Annotated in this window: 15 protein-coding genes and 1 pseudogene; 1 reads left to right on the forward strand and 15 read right to left on the reverse strand. The window is 49.3% G+C overall.

Annotated features, from left to right (window positions below; all coding sequences use genetic code 11):
* Positions 1–139 precede the first annotated feature (139 nt).
* Complete coding sequence (locus tag ACI77B_RS09080) at positions 140–1,186, forward strand: aldo/keto reductase (protein ID WP_409336517.1); 1,047 nt, start codon at positions 140–142, stop codon at positions 1,184–1,186.
* 143 nt (positions 1,187–1,329) lie between these two features.
* On the opposite strand, the gene ACI77B_RS09085 is transcribed toward ACI77B_RS09080, so the two are convergent.
* The 15 genes and pseudogenes from ACI77B_RS09085 to ACI77B_RS09155 form a co-directional block, all read right to left on the reverse strand.
* A complete protein-coding gene (locus ACI77B_RS09085; protein WP_409336518.1) occupies positions 1,330–2,340 on the reverse strand; it encodes a zf-HC2 domain-containing protein in 1,011 nt (336 codons plus the stop codon).
* Positions 2,337–2,846, reverse strand: coding sequence for an RNA polymerase sigma factor (locus ACI77B_RS09090; protein ID WP_409336519.1), 510 nt, complete (start codon positions 2,844–2,846; stop codon positions 2,337–2,339). The genes ACI77B_RS09085 and ACI77B_RS09090 overlap by 4 nt, the downstream gene beginning before the upstream one ends.
* Positions 2,847–3,102: 256 nt before the next feature.
* Complete coding sequence (locus ACI77B_RS09095) at positions 3,103–4,839, reverse strand: [FeFe] hydrogenase, group A (RefSeq protein ID WP_409336520.1); 1,737 nt, start codon at positions 4,837–4,839, stop codon at positions 3,103–3,105.
* Positions 4,840–4,866: 27 nt separating this feature from the next.
* Positions 4,867–6,744, reverse strand: coding sequence for an NADH-quinone oxidoreductase subunit NuoF (nuoF, locus tag ACI77B_RS09100; protein WP_409336521.1), 1,878 nt, complete (start codon positions 6,742–6,744; stop codon positions 4,867–4,869).
* Entirely contained in the window at positions 6,744–7,223 is a 480-nt protein-coding gene (locus ACI77B_RS09105; RefSeq protein ID WP_409336522.1) for a complex I 24 kDa subunit family protein, read from the reverse strand. The genes nuoF and ACI77B_RS09105 overlap by 1 nt, the downstream gene beginning before the upstream one ends.
* A 506-nt stretch (positions 7,224–7,729) precedes the next feature.
* Positions 7,730–8,431, reverse strand: a complete 702-nt coding sequence (locus tag ACI77B_RS09110) for a TMEM175 family protein (protein WP_409336523.1) — start codon at positions 8,429–8,431, stop codon at positions 7,730–7,732.
* Positions 8,432–8,468: 37 nt separating this feature from the next.
* Positions 8,469–8,594: a hypothetical protein gene (locus ACI77B_RS09115; RefSeq protein ID WP_409336524.1), complete on the reverse strand. Its 126-nt coding sequence runs from the start codon at positions 8,592–8,594 to the stop codon at positions 8,469–8,471.
* A gap of 156 nt (positions 8,595–8,750) precedes the next feature.
* Positions 8,751–8,966 (reverse strand): annotated as a pseudogene (locus ACI77B_RS09120) (Lsa family ABC-F type ribosomal protection protein); the annotation flags it as partial.
* Between the two features lie 511 nt (positions 8,967–9,477).
* The gene (locus ACI77B_RS09125; RefSeq protein WP_409336525.1) at positions 9,478–10,437 is read right to left on the reverse strand and encodes a rubredoxin; all 960 of its coding nucleotides are present in this window, start codon (positions 10,435–10,437) and stop codon (positions 9,478–9,480) included.
* Between the two features lie 308 nt (positions 10,438–10,745).
* The gene (locus ACI77B_RS09130) at positions 10,746–11,258 is read right to left on the reverse strand and encodes a ferritin (protein WP_409336526.1); all 513 of its coding nucleotides are present in this window, start codon (positions 11,256–11,258) and stop codon (positions 10,746–10,748) included.
* A 171-nt stretch (positions 11,259–11,429) separates the two neighbouring features.
* Entirely contained in the window at positions 11,430–12,833 is a 1,404-nt protein-coding gene (locus tag ACI77B_RS09135) for a sugar-transfer associated ATP-grasp domain-containing protein (RefSeq protein WP_409336527.1), read from the reverse strand.
* Positions 12,830–13,888 carry a CRISPR-associated endonuclease Cas3'' gene (locus ACI77B_RS09140; RefSeq protein WP_409336528.1) on the reverse strand — a complete coding sequence of 353 codons (1,059 nt, stop codon included), beginning with the start codon at positions 13,886–13,888 and terminating at the stop codon, positions 12,830–12,832. The genes ACI77B_RS09135 and ACI77B_RS09140 overlap by 4 nt, the downstream gene beginning before the upstream one ends.
* 166 nt (positions 13,889–14,054) lie before the next feature.
* Positions 14,055–14,918 (reverse strand): leucine-rich repeat domain-containing protein, encoded by an 864-nt coding sequence (locus ACI77B_RS09145; RefSeq protein ID WP_409336529.1) that lies wholly within the window; start codon positions 14,916–14,918, stop codon positions 14,055–14,057.
* A gap of 5 nt (positions 14,919–14,923) precedes the next feature.
* Complete coding sequence (locus ACI77B_RS09150; protein ID WP_409336530.1) at positions 14,924–16,525, reverse strand: ATP-binding protein; 1,602 nt, start codon at positions 16,523–16,525, stop codon at positions 14,924–14,926.
* Entirely contained in the window at positions 16,522–18,075 is a 1,554-nt protein-coding gene (locus ACI77B_RS09155; protein ID WP_409336531.1) for a VWA-like domain-containing protein, read from the reverse strand. The genes ACI77B_RS09150 and ACI77B_RS09155 overlap by 4 nt, the downstream gene beginning before the upstream one ends.
* Between the last annotated feature and the right edge of the window lie 27 nt (positions 18,076–18,102).

Consider the following 18,102-nt stretch of genomic DNA (forward strand, 5'->3'; position numbering starts at 1 on the left):
TCAATAACAGATACAGAAATAATAAAAACAGAATAGACAGTGCAGAAAACGCCCCCGTTGAAAACTTCATTCCCTGCGAGTAAAATAAAAGATATCGGGGAAAACAGTATCTTTTCATTATAAATAAAAGGAGAAAATTATGCGTACAATTACACTCGGAAGCACGGGAATCAAGACTCCGCAGAATGCCTTCGGCGCTCTGCCGATCCAGAGAGACACGAAGGAAACGGCAGTCTCCATCCTGCGCCAGGCTTATGAAGGCGGAATGGTCTACTTTGACACCGCCAGAGCTTACACCGACTCAGAGGAAAAGATCGGCGAAGCCTTCTTTACACCGGGAAGCGGATATTCTGTTCCGCGGGAGAAAATTTTCATCGCCACCAAAACAGCCGCCAAGAACCCGGCTGATTTCTGGAAGGACCTGGCTACATCTCTTAGCAGGCTGAAATGCGGATACATCGACGTCTATCAGTTCCATCAGTGCGAGCAGTGCTGGGTACCGGGAGACGGCACCGGCATGTATGAAGCCATGCAGGAAGCAAAGGATAAAGGGCTGATCCGCCACATCGGCGCAACGGCACATAAGATCCAGGTCGCCTATGACATCGTAAAATCCGGATATTACGAAACCATGCAGTTCCCGTTCTCCTACCTTGCCGCAGAAAGCGAACTGAAGCTGGTGCAGATGTGTAAAGACGCCAACATGGGCTACATCGCCATGAAAGGCCTCGCCGGCGGACTGATCACCAACTCTACCGCCGCAATGGCATATATGAACAAATTCGACAATGTTCTGCCGATCTGGGGCATCCAGCGTGAAAAAGAGCTGCAGGAGTGGCTTGCCTTCATGGACAAGACGCCGGAAATGACGGATGAACTTGCTGCCTTCATTGAGCAGGAGAAAAAGGACCTCAGCGGAAACTTCTGCAGAGGCTGCGGCTACTGCATGCCTTGCACCGTCGGCATCAAGATCAACAACTGCGCCCGCATGTCTCAGATGATCCGCCGCGCTCCGTCCGACGCCTGGCTTTCAGAGGAATGGCAAAAGGAAATGTCCAAGATCGAAGACTGCGTAAACTGCCGCGTATGTACAACCCGCTGTCCTTATGAGCTGGACACGCCGGCCCTGCTGAGAAAGAATCTGGAAGACTATAAGAACATCCTGGAAGGAAAAACTGAAGTTTAAATCAGCAAGCTCCATTGAGCTTCAGAGTGATACAAATTTAGTAATGCCGGGAGACAATGCCGGCAACACAAAAAAACCGCAGACATCTGATCTTCAGAGTATCCTGCGGTTTTTTTGCAGGGGACAATCGTTCTGCTGTAAAATTATCTGCTGCGGTCTGAGCGGTGCAGCTTAGCGGCCCATCCGCTCAGAATACAGAGCGCGCAGACGGCAGCGCCCGCATACAGAATATGCATACGGATGTGTGCGTCACTGTACGTCCATGGAGCGCGGAATAAGGAGGCTGCAGATGTCAGAACAACAGAGGATGAAGTCCCGAAACTGCACGCCGCACAGGAACTGATCATCACGCAGAGCAGCAGAACAGAAAGACCCGCGCGGCTGATACGTGTAAGCGGACGAATCTGTGTAATTCCAAAGATGATCCAGGCAGTCAGGACAAAATAGGTCCCGACACCTGCCGCGAGTTGAAAAGCTGCAGCAGTGCCCGTATCAGCAAGCAGCATCAGATAAAACCAGACCGTATCCCAGCTCATCGTGATCAAGGCTTTTCGGTTCCGGACTATCTCCGGAAGTTCAGTATTCCGGATAAACAGCGGAAAAAGCGGAATGGAAATGCCGAACATCGTAGACGCAAGCACAGAGAATTCCACCTTGCCGCTGTAAAGCAGCGTCACAAAGAACTCGATCAGAAGCACAGCAGCGGTTCCGACGGTAATGACTCTGGCCAGACGATGACTTTCAGAGAGCAGCGGAACCGCAGTCACCGCAGCAACTAAAAGCATGGATGCGGCAAGCACCGGGATCGTTCGAAACTCTGCTCCTCCCGCCGCAGCGGCAATGCCCGCTATAATAATTGGCAACAGCAGCAATCCGGAGATAATCAGGCCGATCCGGTAAGCCTGTCCTTTTTCCTTTTTTGCATGCCGCTGCAGCACTCCATCTTTCTCGTTTTTCAGTATCGATTCCACTTCATTGTCTTTCATCTTCTGATAAAGATTTCTGCAGTCCGCACAGGTTTCTAGGTGTTGACGGACAAAGGTCCGGCTTTCTTCCGAGCAGATGCCATCCACATACACCGGAAGCAGGTCCTGGACAATTCCGCATTCCCGCTGCACCCCATGCTGATCCGTATCTTTCTTATTTTCCTTCATTTTTTATCCTCATCCTCTCTGTCCATATGATCCATCTGTTCCTGAAGTTTCAGTTTTGCCCGATGGTAGGTCACACGCGCCCAGTTCTCTGTTTTCGAAAATATCATCCCGATTTCCTTAAAGGACAATTCCCCGAACACGCGCAGCTGAAAAACTTCTTTATACGGCTCTTTCATTTGGTGAAGCAAGAGGTGAATCTGCAGAGCAGTGTCTTTCTCTTCTGTCCGAGTATCCGAGGAGGCATCCGGATCCGCAGGTTCCTGCTCTGGCATTCTGCCCCATCTGGCCTGCGCACGGAACTGGTCCATAGCAAGATTTCTGGCGATCGATGCAAGCCATGTATATTCACTGGAATCTCCGCGGTATTTTTGACTCCCGCGGGAATTCAGAGCTTTAAAGAACGTTTTCTGTGAGATTTCTTCCGCGGAAGAAGAATCCTTCACAATCGTCATGACGTACGAATAGATCTTCATGTAATAAGTCTTGTACAGCGACTCAAAATCCATGCTTCACCTCCTCTCATTTCGCATTCAACAGTTAGACGGATGAGATCGTGATTCGTTACAAGTTATTGATGTATTTATTTAAGAACTTCAGCTAAGTATCTCTGCACCTAGAAACCTTAATACAGACAAAAGAAAAACGCAAGAAAAAAGAGAGAGCCGGCATCCGCAGTAATCTGCGAATCGCAGGCTCTCCCGGTATCCCAGCCATGTAATGAAATGACTGTGCCATGATACTCAGAATATCAGAGTCAGAAGCTTATTTTCCTTCTTCCTGTGCAGCTTTTTCTTCCTTTACACGCTCTGCCTCCTCAAAATTCCGGTGCAGCAGTTCGTGGGTCTTTCCCTTCAGGATTCCATCATAAAGCATGGTAACCATCGGGTTCTCATCGGACTTCTTGATCTGGGTATTGATATCCGTCTCGTAAATTCCCTTATAGCGGGCGGCACGGGTTCTCGGGCCGGATTTGGCCGGCTGTCCGCCTCCCATGATGCAGCCTCTCGGGCAGGCCATGACTTCTACGAAATCATAACGTTTTTCACCATGCTTGATTTCTTCCATAATCGTATCGGCATTTTTCAGTCCGCTGACAACGGCAAAGTGCAGATCGCGTCCGTTATATCTGTAGGTGAATTCCTTGATTCCTTCCATACCGCGGACTCCGCTGTTCTTAATGTCTGCCATTGCCGTACGGTCGTGGCCGTGATTCAGCCGGCGCATAACGGCCTCGGTAACACCTCCGGTAACACCGAAAATCATTCCGCTTCCGGATCCGATTCCGAACGGAACGTCGGCGGATTCAATATCTGTTTTATCGAAGACGATGCCGGAACGCTCGATCATGGACGCCAGTTCTTCTGTTGTCAGAACATAGTCCACATTCCGCTGTCCCTTGTTCATTGACTCAGGGCGGTGAATCTCCTCTTTCTTGGCTGTGCACGGCATAATCGCAACGCTGACGATCCGCTTTCCTTCATTATGCTCCGGATTCTTGTAGTATTCACGAATGACCGCGCCGAACATTTCCATCGGCGAGCGGCAGCTGGAAATATGGCTTGCCAGCTCCGGATACTTGATTTCACAGTGCTTGACCCATGCCGGGCAGCAGGATGTGAACAGCGGAAGATCATGTCCGGAAGACAGACGTTCCAGGAATTCCTTGGATTCCTCCAGAACCGTCAGGTCCGCGCCGTAGGTCGTATCATAGACCTCATCGAAACCGAGCCGGTGAAGGATATTTACAATTCTTCCCATCACGTTTTCGCCCTTCGGCATTCCGAACAAATCTCCAAGAGCAAGGCGGACAGCCGGCGCGATCTGCGCAACCACAATGGCATTCTTATCCGCAAGTGCCTCCGCGACCGGATTGATGTCATTCTTTACGGTGATGGCTCCCGTCGGGCAGACGATGCGGCACTGTCCGCAGGATACACATTCTGTCTCCGAAATCGGCTTGTTGAATGCCGGGGTAACCAGCGCATCCGTTCCTCTGTAGGCAAAGTCGATGGCGTTGATTCCCTGAATGTCAGAGCACATGCGGACGCAGTCACCGCAGAGAATACATTTATTCGGGTTGCGGACAATTCCGTAGGAACTGTTGTCGATCGGCTGCTGATCTCTGGTGTTTTTAAAACGAACATTATCTACACCCATACGCTGGGCAAGCTCCAACAAATGACATCCGCCACTGACCACGCAGGTTGTACAGTCTCTCTCATGCGCAGCGAGAAGCAGTTCCAGAATCAGTTTCCGGTAATGCATCAGCCTCGGTGTGTTCGTGTAGATGACCATTCCGTCCCTCGGTTTTTCCGAACAGGACGCAAAAGTTTTTCCTCTTTCGTCTTCTACCGTACACAGACGGCAGGATCCGTATGTGGAAAGCTCTGAAACGTAGCAGAGCGTCGGGATATCAATTCCCGCATTTCTGATGACCGTCAGCACGTTCTTTTCATCGGTGAATTCAACGTGCCTTCCGTCGATTGTCATATGTCCCATAATCTGACCTCCTTGTGGTACGTTGAACTAATCCTTGTAAATCGCGCCAAACGGACATCCGTCCAGACAGGTTCCGCACTTGATACACTTCGACGCGTCGATGACAAACGGCTTCTTTACTTCGCCGGAAATTGCCTTTGCCGGGCAGTTCCTTGCGCACTTGGAACATCCTTTACATTTTTCCGGATCAATCTTATAAGTCAGCAGGTCCTGACAGACATGGGTGCGGCACTTTTTATCGATGATGTGCTCCTTAAATTCCTCCGGGAAACCGTTCATCGCGCTGATGACCGGCTTCGGCGCACCCTTTCCGAGTCCGCAGAGTGCTGTGCTTTCAATCATGTCCGCAAGTTCTCTCAGTTCATCCAGATCGGACATCTTTCCTTCTCCGTGGACGATTCTCTCCATGATTTCCAGCATACGCTTTGTTCCTTCACGGCAAGGCACGCACTTTCCGCAGCTTTCTCTCTGTGTGAAGTTCATAAAGAAGCGGGCAACCTCAACCATGCAGGTAGATTCATCCATGACAACCAGTCCGCCGGATCCGATCATGGCGCCGATTTTCTTCAGAGAATCGAAGTCCATCGAGCAGTCCAGCTGATCCTTTGTCAGGCATCCTCCGGAAGGTCCGCCGATCTGCACTGCCTTGAATTCTTTATCATCCTTGATTCCGCCGCCGACATCAAAAATGATTTCGCGCAGGGTAATTCCCATCGGAACTTCAATCAGTCCGGTGTTCTTTACATTTCCGGTCAGGGCAAAAGCCTTGGTTCCCGGGCTTTCTGGAAGTCCGATACTCTTATACCAGTCGGAACCGTTCTTGATGATCATCGGCACATTGGCGTAGGTTTCAACATTGTTCAGAACGGTTGGCTTTGCAAACAGTCCTTGTTCAACGGTACGAGGCGGCTTAACTCTCGGCATGCCGCGCTTTCCTTCAATAGAAGCAGTCAGCGCAGAGCCTTCTCCGCAGACGAAAGCTCCTGCTCCGCGGTTGATATGCAGGTGGAAGCTGAAATCTGTTCCCAGAATATTATCGCCCAGGAGTCCCAGATGCTCCGCCTGTTCAATGGCCATCTGCAGACGCTTTACAGCGAGCGGGTACTCGGCGCGGACGTAGATATAGCCCTCTCTGGCCTGAACGGCGTACGCCGCAATCATCATTCCCTCGATCATGCGGTGCGGGTCGCCTTCCATGACACTTCGGTCCATGAACGCGCCCGGGTCGCCCTCATCACCATTGCAGACAACATATCTTGTTTTTTCCTTTTGTCCCGCAACCTGTTTCCACTTGCGTCCTGTCGGGAATCCCGCTCCTCCGCGGCCCCTCAGGTTGGAATCAGATATTATGCGGATGATCTCTTCCGGCGGAATTTCAAACAGCGCCTTTTCAAAAGATTCATAATCGCCAACCGCCAGCGCATCCTCGATATGTTCTGCATCAATATGGCCGCAGTTTTTCAGCACCAGACGGGTCTGGCGGGCGTAGAACGGAATTTCCTCCTCCGTCTCATATACACGGCCGTCCATGTGGTACATCAGACGCTCCACCGGTTTTCCTTCCAGGACGGAAGTCTTGAAGATCTCTTCACAGTCCTCCAGTTTCGTCTTCAGATACAGATAGTTAAACGGCTCAATTCTGACGAGCGGTCCCATTTCACAGAAGCCGTGGCAGCCGCTCTTCTTTACACCTGTATGGGCAATTTCTTCGCCAAATTCTACCTGTACGTTCCGGTCACCGCAGTACTTGTCTGTCAGTTCCAGGAATTTTTCATAAAGTTTCTGGGAGCCTCCGGCAAGACATCCGGTTCCTCCGCAGACCAGAATTCTGCGCGTTTCTGCATTTCTCTTTTCTACGCACTGTTCCCGAAGCAGGTCAAGCTGCGTTCTGTTTTCCAGTCTCATTAAGCATTCTCCTTCCGCAGCTGATCGATAATGTCCATCATTTTGTCCGGTGTCATTTTCGGATAAACCTTACCGTTTACGGTCACCGTCGGCGCCAGTCCGCACGCGCCCAGGCAGGAAACTGTTTCTACAGTAAAGAGCTGATCGTCTGTAGTATGTTTTCTTTTACTCAGGCCCAGGTTCTCATTCAGCGCGTTTAAAATCGGTGTCGATTTTCTGACATGACAGGCCGTTCCGTCACAGACACGAATGACATATTTACCTTTTGCCTCAAAAGAAAAATTCTCATAGAAACTGGCAACGCTGTATGCCTTTGCTTCTGAAATATTCAGTTTTTTCGCGACATAACTAAGCAGTTCCGGAGGAACATAAGTGTAGGCTTCCTGAATATCCTGGATGATCGGAATCAGAAAACGCTCCTCCGCTCCGTGATAGCGGATGATTGCATCCGTTTTATCATAGTACGATTGATCTAACATTTCTCAGTCGTGGATGATGTCACATCCACACCTCCTTTTCCCGAATTGTTATTACATTAACCCGTAACACTAGTTCTATTCTAATCATGTTTTTAAAATTAATCAAGCGAATTTACAGAATATTAATCATTTATTTTTCTCATTTGGACAAAAAACATAGGAGCAAGAAAAAATTATACAGTTAAAAACGGCTGAAATCAATATAATTTCACGGTTTTCTATGGCTATTGTATACACAGCATTAATTCCATGCTTATCAATAATAAAATACGAAACAGGAAATTAGTTTACCACGATATCATATATGCATTCTCCACCCGGCCTTCTCTGACACTGTCTGACTGCAGACCAGAACAACAAAATGCCGGGCTTCGGCAATATTCTCCCGGAAATCTCCCCACTCCGGGCGGCCGCCTGCCGTTTTTTCCTCTTGCGTGTTCTTTTTGTCCCATCAGAAAAACCGCCGCCGGAAAATTCCAGCGGCGGCATCAATATTGTTAAACAATTCACATCTTTTTCTTCTTCCTGTGTCTCCGGGAAAAGGGCCGTATATTTGGGAAGAAAAAGGAAACGATCGGAAGTGTCAGGAACAGATACATTGCAGCACGCGGATAATACAGAGACAGCAGAATCAGCGCACCATTCAGGGCCAGCACCCAGATAATGCGGAGAAGCATGAATGTCCGGTAAACTTCTGAATAGAGCCACACTTCTTTTCTGTGGGCCACGAAGAAAAGCATGACTTCCAGGAGGGTTGTGATGAGATAGACCAGGCCGAAGTAGGTGATGGCCTGCCGCGTCACGTCATTCATAATCCACTTGGTCATGATCGGAATCAGTGCCAGCGCCGCCAGAAACAGAAAATCGGACACCACCACCCAGTGATCGGCTTCTTCAAAGGTCAGAAAGCTCCGGTGCAGCTCGTACCAGAAATCCGCCACCACGAAGAAACTGACGATGAAAATAAAAATGCTCTCACGAAATGCGTGTACACTGAAAGATTCCGAAGGATACGGGATTTCAAGCACCATAATCGTAATGAAAATCGCAATGACCCCATCGTTGAAGGTCTCTAGATGTGACTTCGTCCGGACTTCCATATCTTTCTGGCGTTCCTGAATCCGGTTCTGGATCTTCTGCACCTCTTCCTTATCGGCATCAGTGTCAAAGCGGCGAAATTTCTGCGGGCTCTTCTTTCTGTTCAGCATTTACTGCTCCTCCCCACTATTCTCGACCCATTTCACATCACAGGCTGACCATGCCGCAGCCGTCATAGCGGACCGTGGAATTCCAGTAAGGAAGATCCACCCACAGGTCCTCATCCAGTACCTGAGAAAAATGGACCTGCTCTGCAAAAGGATTGGATTTCATGCTGTTCTCCCTAATTATTTTGATCTTGAACTATCCGTCCATTCAGACAGCGCCAAGTCAGGTTTACCATATATTTATTTCGTAATTGTATCATGCCTGTGCATTATATATAACTCCGCACAACTGGTTATTCACGAAAAGCTGAAAAACACTGCCTTATAATTCGATAACTTCTGTCGCAATTTTATCACGAAAAGCCGCATCGTGCTCGACAAAAATCATCGTCGGCTGGAACTGCTGAATCAGATCTTCAATCTGCAAGCGGGAATAAATATCGATGAAATTCAGCGGCTCATCCCAGACATAAAGATGTGCCTCCTGACAGAGGCTGCCTGCGATCAGCACTTTTTTCTTCTGGCCTTCCGAAAAGTCGCTTCCGTTTCTTCCGACAAAACCAAGCCTCCAGTTCGTATCGACCTGAAAACTGGTATGTTCGAATATATTATCAAAACTTCCCGCATAGGAAAATGTGAGATTTTCAACTTTAATCATAGACATAATCTGACCCACCTCCACATTGCAATTGCTGTAATCGGAAACAAAAAACAATCAGGCCGCAGGAAAGCTGTTTCCTGCGGCCTGCGGCAGAAATCCGGGCCAGGCGCCTTCAGACACACAGCGTCCGGATTTTCCATATAGAGTCAGACAGATGAAAATCTTTCTTGCAGCAGATACAGAGACAGCATGTAAAAAGCTGCTCCGCACCGTTCTGAAATTATCTGCAAGAAAAGTTATTCATTCTTTCACCCTTTTGATTTCTTAATTGAATACCTTGTTTTTATAGCATAGTTAGAAAAAGATGTCATGATTCGGGAATCGACTGCGCCGTAGGAATCATCCAATCGCGCTTCGCTCACGCTCCTGCTCATGAGGGCAAGCGCCATTATGCCGGAGTAAACTTGCTCTTTGGCTGGTGGCAGCGCGGGCAAGTCCAGTCGTCTGGAAGGTCTACGAAGGCTGTGCCGGCTGGGATTCCGTGCTCTGGGTCGCCCTTATCCGGATCGTAAACGTATCCGCATACGGAGCATACGTACTTACCGGTTGCTTTCTTGGCCTTGATGTCTTTTGGCGGAATGATTTCCGGCGGATTGTTCAGGTCGATGACTTTCTTAGATTCCAGGTTCTCATAGCCCAGCGGTGTATGGGTGGAGCAGTATACAGTCGGATGGTTGGAAATGAACTCGCGGACTCTGTCCAGGGACTCTCTTGCCGCCTTGACGTCCTCGAATACAACCGACAGCTTGTTTGCGTAGAGTGCCTCGTCGCAGTATGTAATATCGCCGTGGATCATGTAGAAAAGGTCTCCGTCTTCTACGATGACGATGCTGTTTCCTGTTGTGTGACCCTTTGCCTCAATGTAATGGATTCCCGGGGCGATGGTCTGGGACTTCGGGAAGTTGTAGTACGGTCCGTCGGTGAAATCAACCGGTGTGACGTTCGGCAGATCCTTCAGTTCGTCAGACTCAGACTCGGTTCTGGATGCGAAAATCTGTGCGTTCGGGAAGGAACGAAATTCGCCGCTGTGATCGGAATGCTTGTGTGTTACCAGGATTTTGCTGACCTGCTCTGGCTCATATCCAACCTTCTTCAGTGCGGAAACATAATCGGTAATCTTGTTTCCCATGAAGATCGGAGTCTTGGCATCCGGAACCTGCTCCGGGAACTCCTTCGGCATTCCTGTGTCGACCAGGATTACCTCTTTTCCTGTATCGATCACGTAGTTCTGCAGACTGGAACGGTAGCGGACTCTCGGATCAAACTTATCCGGGCCTTCCTCACCGCCGAATGCAAATGGCTGCAGCATGTAACCATTCTCAAATAATTTTACTGCACTGATTTTCATAATCTGCTCCTTTCCTGCGCAGAATAAAGATTTAATATCTAATCCATGCGCACTCAGAAATATTCATCCGGGAATTCGGATAATCCGATTGCGGTGTCATCCGTTCCCGGTTGTCATCTGTTTTCATTTGACACGTCAATTATATATTGCACGCAATTAAATGTCAAGCAACCAATTGTAAATTGTTATTCAAATTACAAGTATTTCTGCTTCCGGAGGAACAAAAGAAAAAGACTAAGAAAAAAGCTGCGTCAGTTTCACTCGAAAACCTGACGCAGCCTCTTCTTCATCTTCTGTTATTCCTGCACTTACAGGGTCAGTGTCGGAGCGGCATAAACTCTGGCCATCAGTTCCTGATCCAGTGCGTACAGGGCTTTCGGATCGCTTCCGAAGAGCTTGAACTTCTTAATCAGGTCGTCAGCGTTCTTCTCTTCCTCGCCCTGCTCCTTTACGAACCAGTCGAAGCACTGCATGGTGCGGTAGTCGTCGACATCGTCAGCAGCCTTGTAAATCTTATTAATCAGGGATGTGACGTACTGCTCGTGCTCCAGACCAGCCTTCAGAGGATCGCCCAGTCCGTTATAGGTCTTGTCCGGCTTTGCGACTTCGCCGAAGGTTACACGCTCACCGTTGTTGATCAGATACTGTCTCATCAGCATAGCGTGGTCACGCTCTTCCTGAGCCTGCACGTCATACCAGTGAGCGAAGCCGTCCAGCCCCTGATCATAATAGTAATTGGCAAAGTCCAGATACAGATAAGCAGAATAGAATTCCCATGTGATCTGTTCGTTAATCAGTTCTTTTACCTTTTTATCCAGCATGATATTACTCCCTTTCGATTGTTATTAATATATTGTATACAGGGACGCGCTGCATCATAAAACGATGCAGAAGTTCCCTGCATCTAATACATTACCCTCTTCAATGTGGAGCTTAAACACCTGGATTGAAATTTAACTGTATTTTTTTCCAATGTGATATTTCACACTGATTCACGAAAAGGAATATACGGGCAGCATCCCTGCCATCTGCATAATTGGAATATAGCCTTCTACCAGAAGGCCGCTGTCCGGGTGATAAGGCGTCGGTATAATATTATTGTTTACCATTAACGCAGCGTCGCTGTAGTGGCCGTCTTTCATGTCGACTTTGACAAAAAACATTCCGCCGGCCCCGATATTATCAATGGCTCCGTTCGCGCTGGTTCCCACACTCATGTAGCAGTCAGCCATCTGTGGTGTTCTTCCGTCCTTCTTGAAGACGATGAAACGGAGGGTGCTGACGGCGCCGTCATAGTACTTCGACAGTTCCGGATGACTCTTGATGAATTCAGTAATCAGATACTGGCTGTCCGGATTCATAATGATTCCTTCGATCTCCTCTTCCGATGTCGGGTCTCCGTTCAGCAGATACTCCCCGTCCTTATAACTGAATCTGTAGAATCCGTCTCTGTGAGATCCGCTGACCATTTTCAGCGCCAGATCGTCTTTTTCTTTAACCAGGCGGAAAATATCCTCTGGCTCCGTACCATAATCCTCAGGCAGATCCCTCTCTTTCTCTGCATGAAGGCCTGTCCGATCATCGGGGTATCCCCCGTACTCATTAATGACATACAGCTCCAGCTGGTCATAGCGTTCGCCCGGGTCTGTTTTTACATAACCCGGCAGAGCGGCCCGCATAACCGAAACCGGCGCGTACTTCATCAAAAGCGCCGCAAGTTCCTTCTTGCTGATGTTCTTTTTGTCGTTCAGGAAATAGGAGCCATTCTCATAAGAAATGTAAATATGACGGTTCCTTCTGGCATGAATCAGCTCGACGGTGCCCTGATCCTGAATCAGCTTCAGGACACTTTCCAGGCTGACGTCATAGCCATCCGGAAGGTCAGGAAGCGCGATGATAAACAGCTCGCCGTCCCGCATCTGGAAGTTGATGTTGCGGATTTCATCCCCGAGTTCTGTAAAGGAGGTGCACGCAGGGCAGGACTGCCAGATACTGTACCAGACTTTCCAAGCGACATTTCTCTGCGGAATTCCCGGAATCGCGCTGTCTCCGACGATTTTCACATGAACCCTGAACAGACTGCTGTCATGCACTTTTACTGCGGCAATGTCCTTTCCATTCCCATAAAATCCAACCCCTGCCGGATTCTGGTCATGCATGATTCTGTCGATTACCTCTTCCTCATACCAGGTATCTCCATAAAGAAAACAGACATTATCTTCAATCAGTTCCTGGGTGAAGCGATCAATTTCACGGCGGTTATGCAGCGGTTCATAGCGGACAGCACCCGGAACACTGCACCTTTCATCATGCAACGTGATAATCACGTCGGCAGACGGATCCTGCTCTTCCAGCAGCCGCACAGTTCTTCCGAGAAGCGTTTCCCCTTGAATCACTGCGAGGTGAAGGTTTTCCGGTTCAGCGCCGCCGCCTCAAGCGCAATGGAGGAATAATCTGTAATCACGTACTCCGCAGCCGTCAGTAGCTGGCGGGAAGAAAATTCCGGCATATCCAGAGTGTCTTCAATTTTTTCAAGAGGCTGGTTCGGATGCGCCTTGACCACAACGGTGTATTTATCCTTATCCAGATTTTCAATCAGTTCCTTCCAGGTATCAGATGGTGTCCGGCGGAATGTCGGAACATAAAGAATCAGCGGCTTAGATTTAATCTGCGGATACCTCTTCATGATCCGGTGCCGCATCGGAGCTTCATACCGGAGAAGCGAATCAAACCGCGGAAGCCCCAGACACTTCAGCTTACTTCTGTCCACATTGAAAGACTCACAGTAAAACTGATTCCACCTTGGGTTTCCCGCGATAATCCAGTCGTAATTCTTATGCATGCAGAGAATCTCCACAACTTTCTGATCCCTGCCGTCTGGCTTTCCCAGCGAACTGTAACCTGACCTTTTGATTTTTCCGGCAGCATGCCAAAGCTGAATCACCGTTGCAGACTGATCCTCTATGATCAGTTTATCGTCAACAGGCTTGCCGTGGTGACCTCCGATAATAGATCCAATATCATCATGGACTGAAAACTCATGTGATAAAATAAATTCTCCAGCAATTGTATGATGTGATCGGTGTGGATCTGCAAGAATTAAAGTTGAAATTCCACGTATTCCGTTCTGCTCCAGTCTCTCAAGCAAAACATCATCCAAATCTGGAGAATTGCTATATCCCTTTTGAATTTGAAAGGCAGGGGTTGCCTTACCAAGATCATGAACCGCTCCAAGGAACGCTGCAAGATTTGATGCTGTCTCTGCGTCACATGGTCTTATAGAATGGATGCAGAAATCTCTCTGACTGTCACTGATCCAATTATTCCACAACCATTTGCAGACATTCATAGTGTCTGTCAAATGCGTAGTTAATGGCAGCCAGTAAAATTGACTTGCCCTCTCTTCTTTTTTTGCCCATAAGGATGTGACCCTTCTATCCTTAATTTCCATCTTCCCACCACAAAATAAAAACCAAATTGAAAGCAGTGTGTCTGCACCACCTTCCAATTTGATACAACAAACATCATACTAATTAATTGTTTCGAATATTGTCATTATGCCACCAAATACGAGTATTTTCTACAGACAAGTCAACGTTATATTGACACCTCACTCCCTACCAGCTGAACATTTCCTCTTCACCATCATCGACCCTGCCGTCATCTCTCCGTCCGATCTCCCTCAGAAGCAGCGCCATGATCTCTGTCCTTCCCTCTTCATTCGCCCGTCTAGAAAAGTCCTGCAGATCCTCTCCGCTGTAATCCATATTCTGAAGCAGAAAAGAAGCAGCCTCAGGATGGTTTCCCGCAATGGCAATATCCATCAGCCCCCGGGAACGCTTTATAATATATTCTGCGGCATTGGGATGAGCGGAAGACAGTGTTTCCCAATTTCCGCAGTCTTCTGTCTCCATCAGCGTAAAGGCCGCGAGCTGCTGTACCCGGCGGGGATAATCCGGAAACCTCCCATCAGAAACAGAAACCCTCTTCAGACGGCTGCAGCTTCTCAGCGCGTCCCGGCTGATCTCTTCAACGGAAGACGGGACGAACAGCTCCTTTAAATTCCCGCAGCCGTAGAAGAACTGGTCATCTAAATAGACCGTTCCGGAAGGAAGAACGGCCCTCTTCAGATGCCAGCAATGCTGAAACACGCCTCGTCCCATCTTAAAAAGAGAGGCCGGAAATACGGCCTCTTCCAGTTCATGATATCCGGAAAAGCAGAAATTTCCAATTTCCTTAAGCGAATCTGGAAGGATAATGATCTCTGCCTGCCGGGCCTGGGGATGCATATGCAGGGATTCCGCGTCCAGGCGCTTTTCCCCGGCCGGAACACGGTAAATCTGCGCAGCAGAAGCCGGATTTTTCCTTTCTTTCCCTTCTACCCGCGCGAAATCGCGAGGACCCGGGAATTCCTTCTGCGCAGCTCCCGCTGCCTGATCCCGGCTTTCTGTTAACCTGTCATCGATTTCTCGTCTGTTCATATCCATTACTGTTCCCTATCTTCATCTTCCTGCGGGGAGTGTTTTGTCTCTCCAGACTTCTGAGTCTCTGGCGCATCCTGCGCAGACATCTCCTGCAGGTCTTTTCTGATCTGGGTCCGCCGGCCGGTGAACTGCAGCTTCTCGCTGTATTCATCGTAAGCCGGACATCCGTAATGGCGGATGAAATCGGCGCAGTAGAAGTCCGCGGTGAGCTCAGTGACGAGGATCAGCATCTCATGGGAAAGCCCGAAGGCCTTCTCGCAGAACTGGAACACATGCTCCAGATTCCCTCTGGATGTTTCAATTTTCTGCTTCAGTTCGTGCAGCTGCTCGTTCATCCTGTCTGCGATCAGCTTTCCGGCGACACTGCCCTTGTCGTCGCGGCCGCGCTCGGAACCTTCATGGAGCAGCTCCTTCACCCAGGCCGTCAGAAGACGGATTTCACTACGGGTAATTTTCTGCTCTTCTTCTGAAGAAGAGCCGGATTTCCGCGCCTGTTCCAGCGTGTCGGAAAGCTCCGCAGCCAGATCCTGCAGGATATTGATCATTTCTCCATAGCGGTGCCTGGACGGCTGACCGACAGCCTGCTTGATCCTCCTCTCCAGGTCCCTGATTCCGCTTCGGCGTCTGTAGATTTCCCTGAGCGGCTCCTTCATCCGGTCAAAAATCAGCTGCAAGAGGACAAGCCGTTCGTCCAGCGACGCGTCATGCGCCCTCCGTACAGTCTCCTCGTCTTCCCTGCCCCGCAGAATATCGTCCACCGGATACACCCGCTTATATTCATAAAACAGATCACAGTAGGACGCAAAGGACCTTGCAATCCGTTCGTTCTGCACATACTGCATGATCAGGTTTTCGTCCACCGGAAAATGCTTCTTTTCATACAGTTTCAGCATAGTGGAAAGGTCCATCCAGGCTCTGGCTGTCACAAATTCCGTTCCGTCCACCGTCGTCTCAACTGAGTAAAAATCTTCCTTCCTCGTGTCTAAATACGACAAAACCAGGGGATGGACGCCATGACGCACGGCATAGGTCCGCCAGGCCGAATAATCCGGCTCCACGGTGATTTTCTTCACCCTGTCCAAGGTTACCAGATCAAAGTTTCTGGCTCCTGCATTGTACTCCGTCGGATTTCCTGCGGTCACAATCACCCAGCCCTCCGGAATCTTATACTGCCCGAACTCTTTAAACTGCAGGAATCTGAGTATGGCAGGAGCCAGTGTCTCAGACACGCAGTTCAGCTCATCCAGGAAAAGGATTCCTTCTTTAATGCCGGTTTCCTCCATCAGATCATAAACGGATGCGACGATTTCACTCATGGTATAGGAAGAGATCTTCACCGTTTTCCCCTGATACCGCTTCTCCGTGATGAAGGGAAGTCCCAGCGCCGTCTGCCGGGTGTGATGCGTCAGAGAATAGGAAAGAAACCCGAGATGAAGTTCTTCCGCCGCCTGCGCGGCAATAGCTGTTTTTCCGATTCCCGGCGGCCCGTAAAGAAACAGCGGACGCTGCTCTTCCAGCGGAATGATGTACTCCCCGTCCTGGTCTTTTTCCAGATAACACTCTGCCGCGTATTTTAACTGTTTTTCTGCTTCACTGATGTTCATTTCTGCTCCCAAATCACTTTATATGCCCAGGGCGGAAGCTTTGGCGCGTCCAGTTCATTTCGCAGAAAGACAAAAGCCGTTTTAAAGTCCGGCTTTTTCTTTGGATACACGCCGCGCCCGTCCGTAAAATACAAAAGCCCCTGAAGGTGCGTGATTTTCCCTTCCCGTTTCATCTGTTCCGCATAAGAGAAGACCGGCCGGAAATCCGTTCCCCCCAGGCCTTTGACATGAATCTGCTTCACCGCCTGCTCAATCTCGCTTTTATGACGGATGACCATCACTTCCTGGATGGCTGCGTCACACTGCAGAATGTGCAGGTTCATCCGCTCAGAAAATAATTCCTTATCCATCAGTATATCACAAGTCTGCCGGAGAAATTCCTGCACCAGGCTTCCTGCCGTCGACCCGGACGTATCCACCGCAATGATGAATTCCGAAATCTTCTTTTTCCGCGACGTCTCTGACTCCTCGATCAGCGGAAGATTTCCGTAGAGCTGAAGGCCGTATGTATACAGAATCGGATTAAATTCATCCATGCTCGGTTTCACGGTATCCGCCTGCCTTGCGAACTTCCGGAGAAAGTCCCGGTAATCCGCAGGCTTCCGCTTCACCTCCCTTAGTTCCTGCATCAGCCATCCCGCTTCCCCGCTTCTTCCGGAGCTTCCTTTTTCCAGTCTCGACAAAACATAGTCGGACCGGCGGGTCCAGGTGCTGACGAGTGATTCCCGGTCTTTTTCAAGATACTGAAGTGGATATGGAAGATCCGAAGATCCGTACTGCAGACCGGAAGAAAGATTTTTCAGGCCTCCGGCAGAAGAATCTGATGCGGAAAGATTCTTCTGTTCTTCCGGCGGAAAAGCAGATAACTCCATGCTTTCCATTAGATTTTCTGTCCTGCTGGAATTTCCGTAAGCCTCTGAATAAGCTTCACCGTAATTACTTATCGCACTCATCTGGCTTTTAAGAAGATCTCTGAGCATCCGGTTCGTGTACCAGCTGTCATGCGTGTCCTGGTGGAACAAAAGGGCTGCTTCCTTGCGTTTTTCTTTTGTCCAGGTATGCCGGAGAAGATGGCGGTAAACTCGCTCTGCAGTCAGCATTCCGGCCTGATCATAGATCTGATCGATGATTTTCTGCTCTTTCTGGTCCTTCTCCAGGGAAAAGCAGGCCTTATGCTGGGACAGGATGATCCCTTCCGCGGCGATGTCACAGGACAGATTCCAGAGCGCAGGATCGTCGGTCCGGGCGGCAAAGGGATGAAGAAACAGGACGTGAAGAAGGGCGTGCAGGAAGGCTCTGCTGACGGCATGCTCATTCTGACGGAAGGAAGAAATCACATGCGCCGGATTGTACTGAAAAATCTCCCCGTCCAGCATGTAGTCTTCGGTCACTTCTGAAGGCGCCGGCGCCGGATGAATGGAGAAAATCGCGCTGTCCAGAGAACGCTCCTGCATGAGAATCCGCTTTCTTGCTTCGGAGAGGATCTCCCGGGCGGTCTTCTCCTCCTGCTGTTTTTCCTCTTGTGTATAGCCTGCATTCCGTTCTGTCATAGTCTGCCCTTTCCTTATCTGCTGCCT

The organism is Eubacterium sp. F2 (assembly GCF_046244355.1).
Classification (GTDB): Bacteria; Bacillota; Clostridia; order Peptostreptococcales; family Anaerovoracaceae; genus Aminicella.

Coding starts and splice junctions, on each gene's coding strand:
- ACI77B_RS09080 (WP_409336517.1), top strand. CDS start 140: ATGCGTACAATTACACTCGGAAGCACGGGAATCAAGACTCCGCAGAAT.
- ACI77B_RS09085 (WP_409336518.1), bottom strand. CDS start 2,340: ATGAAGGAAAATAAGAAAGATACGGATCAGCATGGGGTGCAGCGGGAA.
- ACI77B_RS09090 (WP_409336519.1), bottom strand. CDS start 2,846: ATGGATTTTGAGTCGCTGTACAAGACTTATTACATGAAGATCTATTCG.
- ACI77B_RS09095 (WP_409336520.1), bottom strand. CDS start 4,839: ATGGGACATATGACAATCGACGGAAGGCACGTTGAATTCACCGATGAA.
- nuoF (WP_409336521.1), bottom strand. CDS start 6,744: ATGAGACTGGAAAACAGAACGCAGCTTGACCTGCTTCGGGAACAGTGC.
- ACI77B_RS09105 (WP_409336522.1), bottom strand. CDS start 7,223: ATGTTAGATCAATCGTACTATGATAAAACGGATGCAATCATCCGCTAT.
- ACI77B_RS09110 (WP_409336523.1), bottom strand. CDS start 8,431: ATGCTGAACAGAAAGAAGAGCCCGCAGAAATTTCGCCGCTTTGACACT.
- ACI77B_RS09115 (WP_409336524.1), bottom strand. CDS start 8,594: ATGAAATCCAATCCTTTTGCAGAGCAGGTCCATTTTTCTCAGGTACTG.
- ACI77B_RS09125 (WP_409336525.1), bottom strand. CDS start 10,437: ATGAAAATCAGTGCAGTAAAATTATTTGAGAATGGTTACATGCTGCAG.
- ACI77B_RS09130 (WP_409336526.1), bottom strand. CDS start 11,258: ATGCTGGATAAAAAGGTAAAAGAACTGATTAACGAACAGATCACATGG.
- ACI77B_RS09140 (WP_409336528.1), bottom strand. CDS start 13,888: ATGGAAATTAAGGATAGAAGGGTCACATCCTTATGGGCAAAAAAAGAA.
- ACI77B_RS09145 (WP_409336529.1), bottom strand. CDS start 14,918: ATGAACAGACGAGAAATCGATGACAGGTTAACAGAAAGCCGGGATCAG.
- ACI77B_RS09150 (WP_409336530.1), bottom strand. CDS start 16,525: ATGAACATCAGTGAAGCAGAAAAACAGTTAAAATACGCGGCAGAGTGT.
- ACI77B_RS09155 (WP_409336531.1), bottom strand. CDS start 18,075: ATGACAGAACGGAATGCAGGCTATACACAAGAGGAAAAACAGCAGGAG.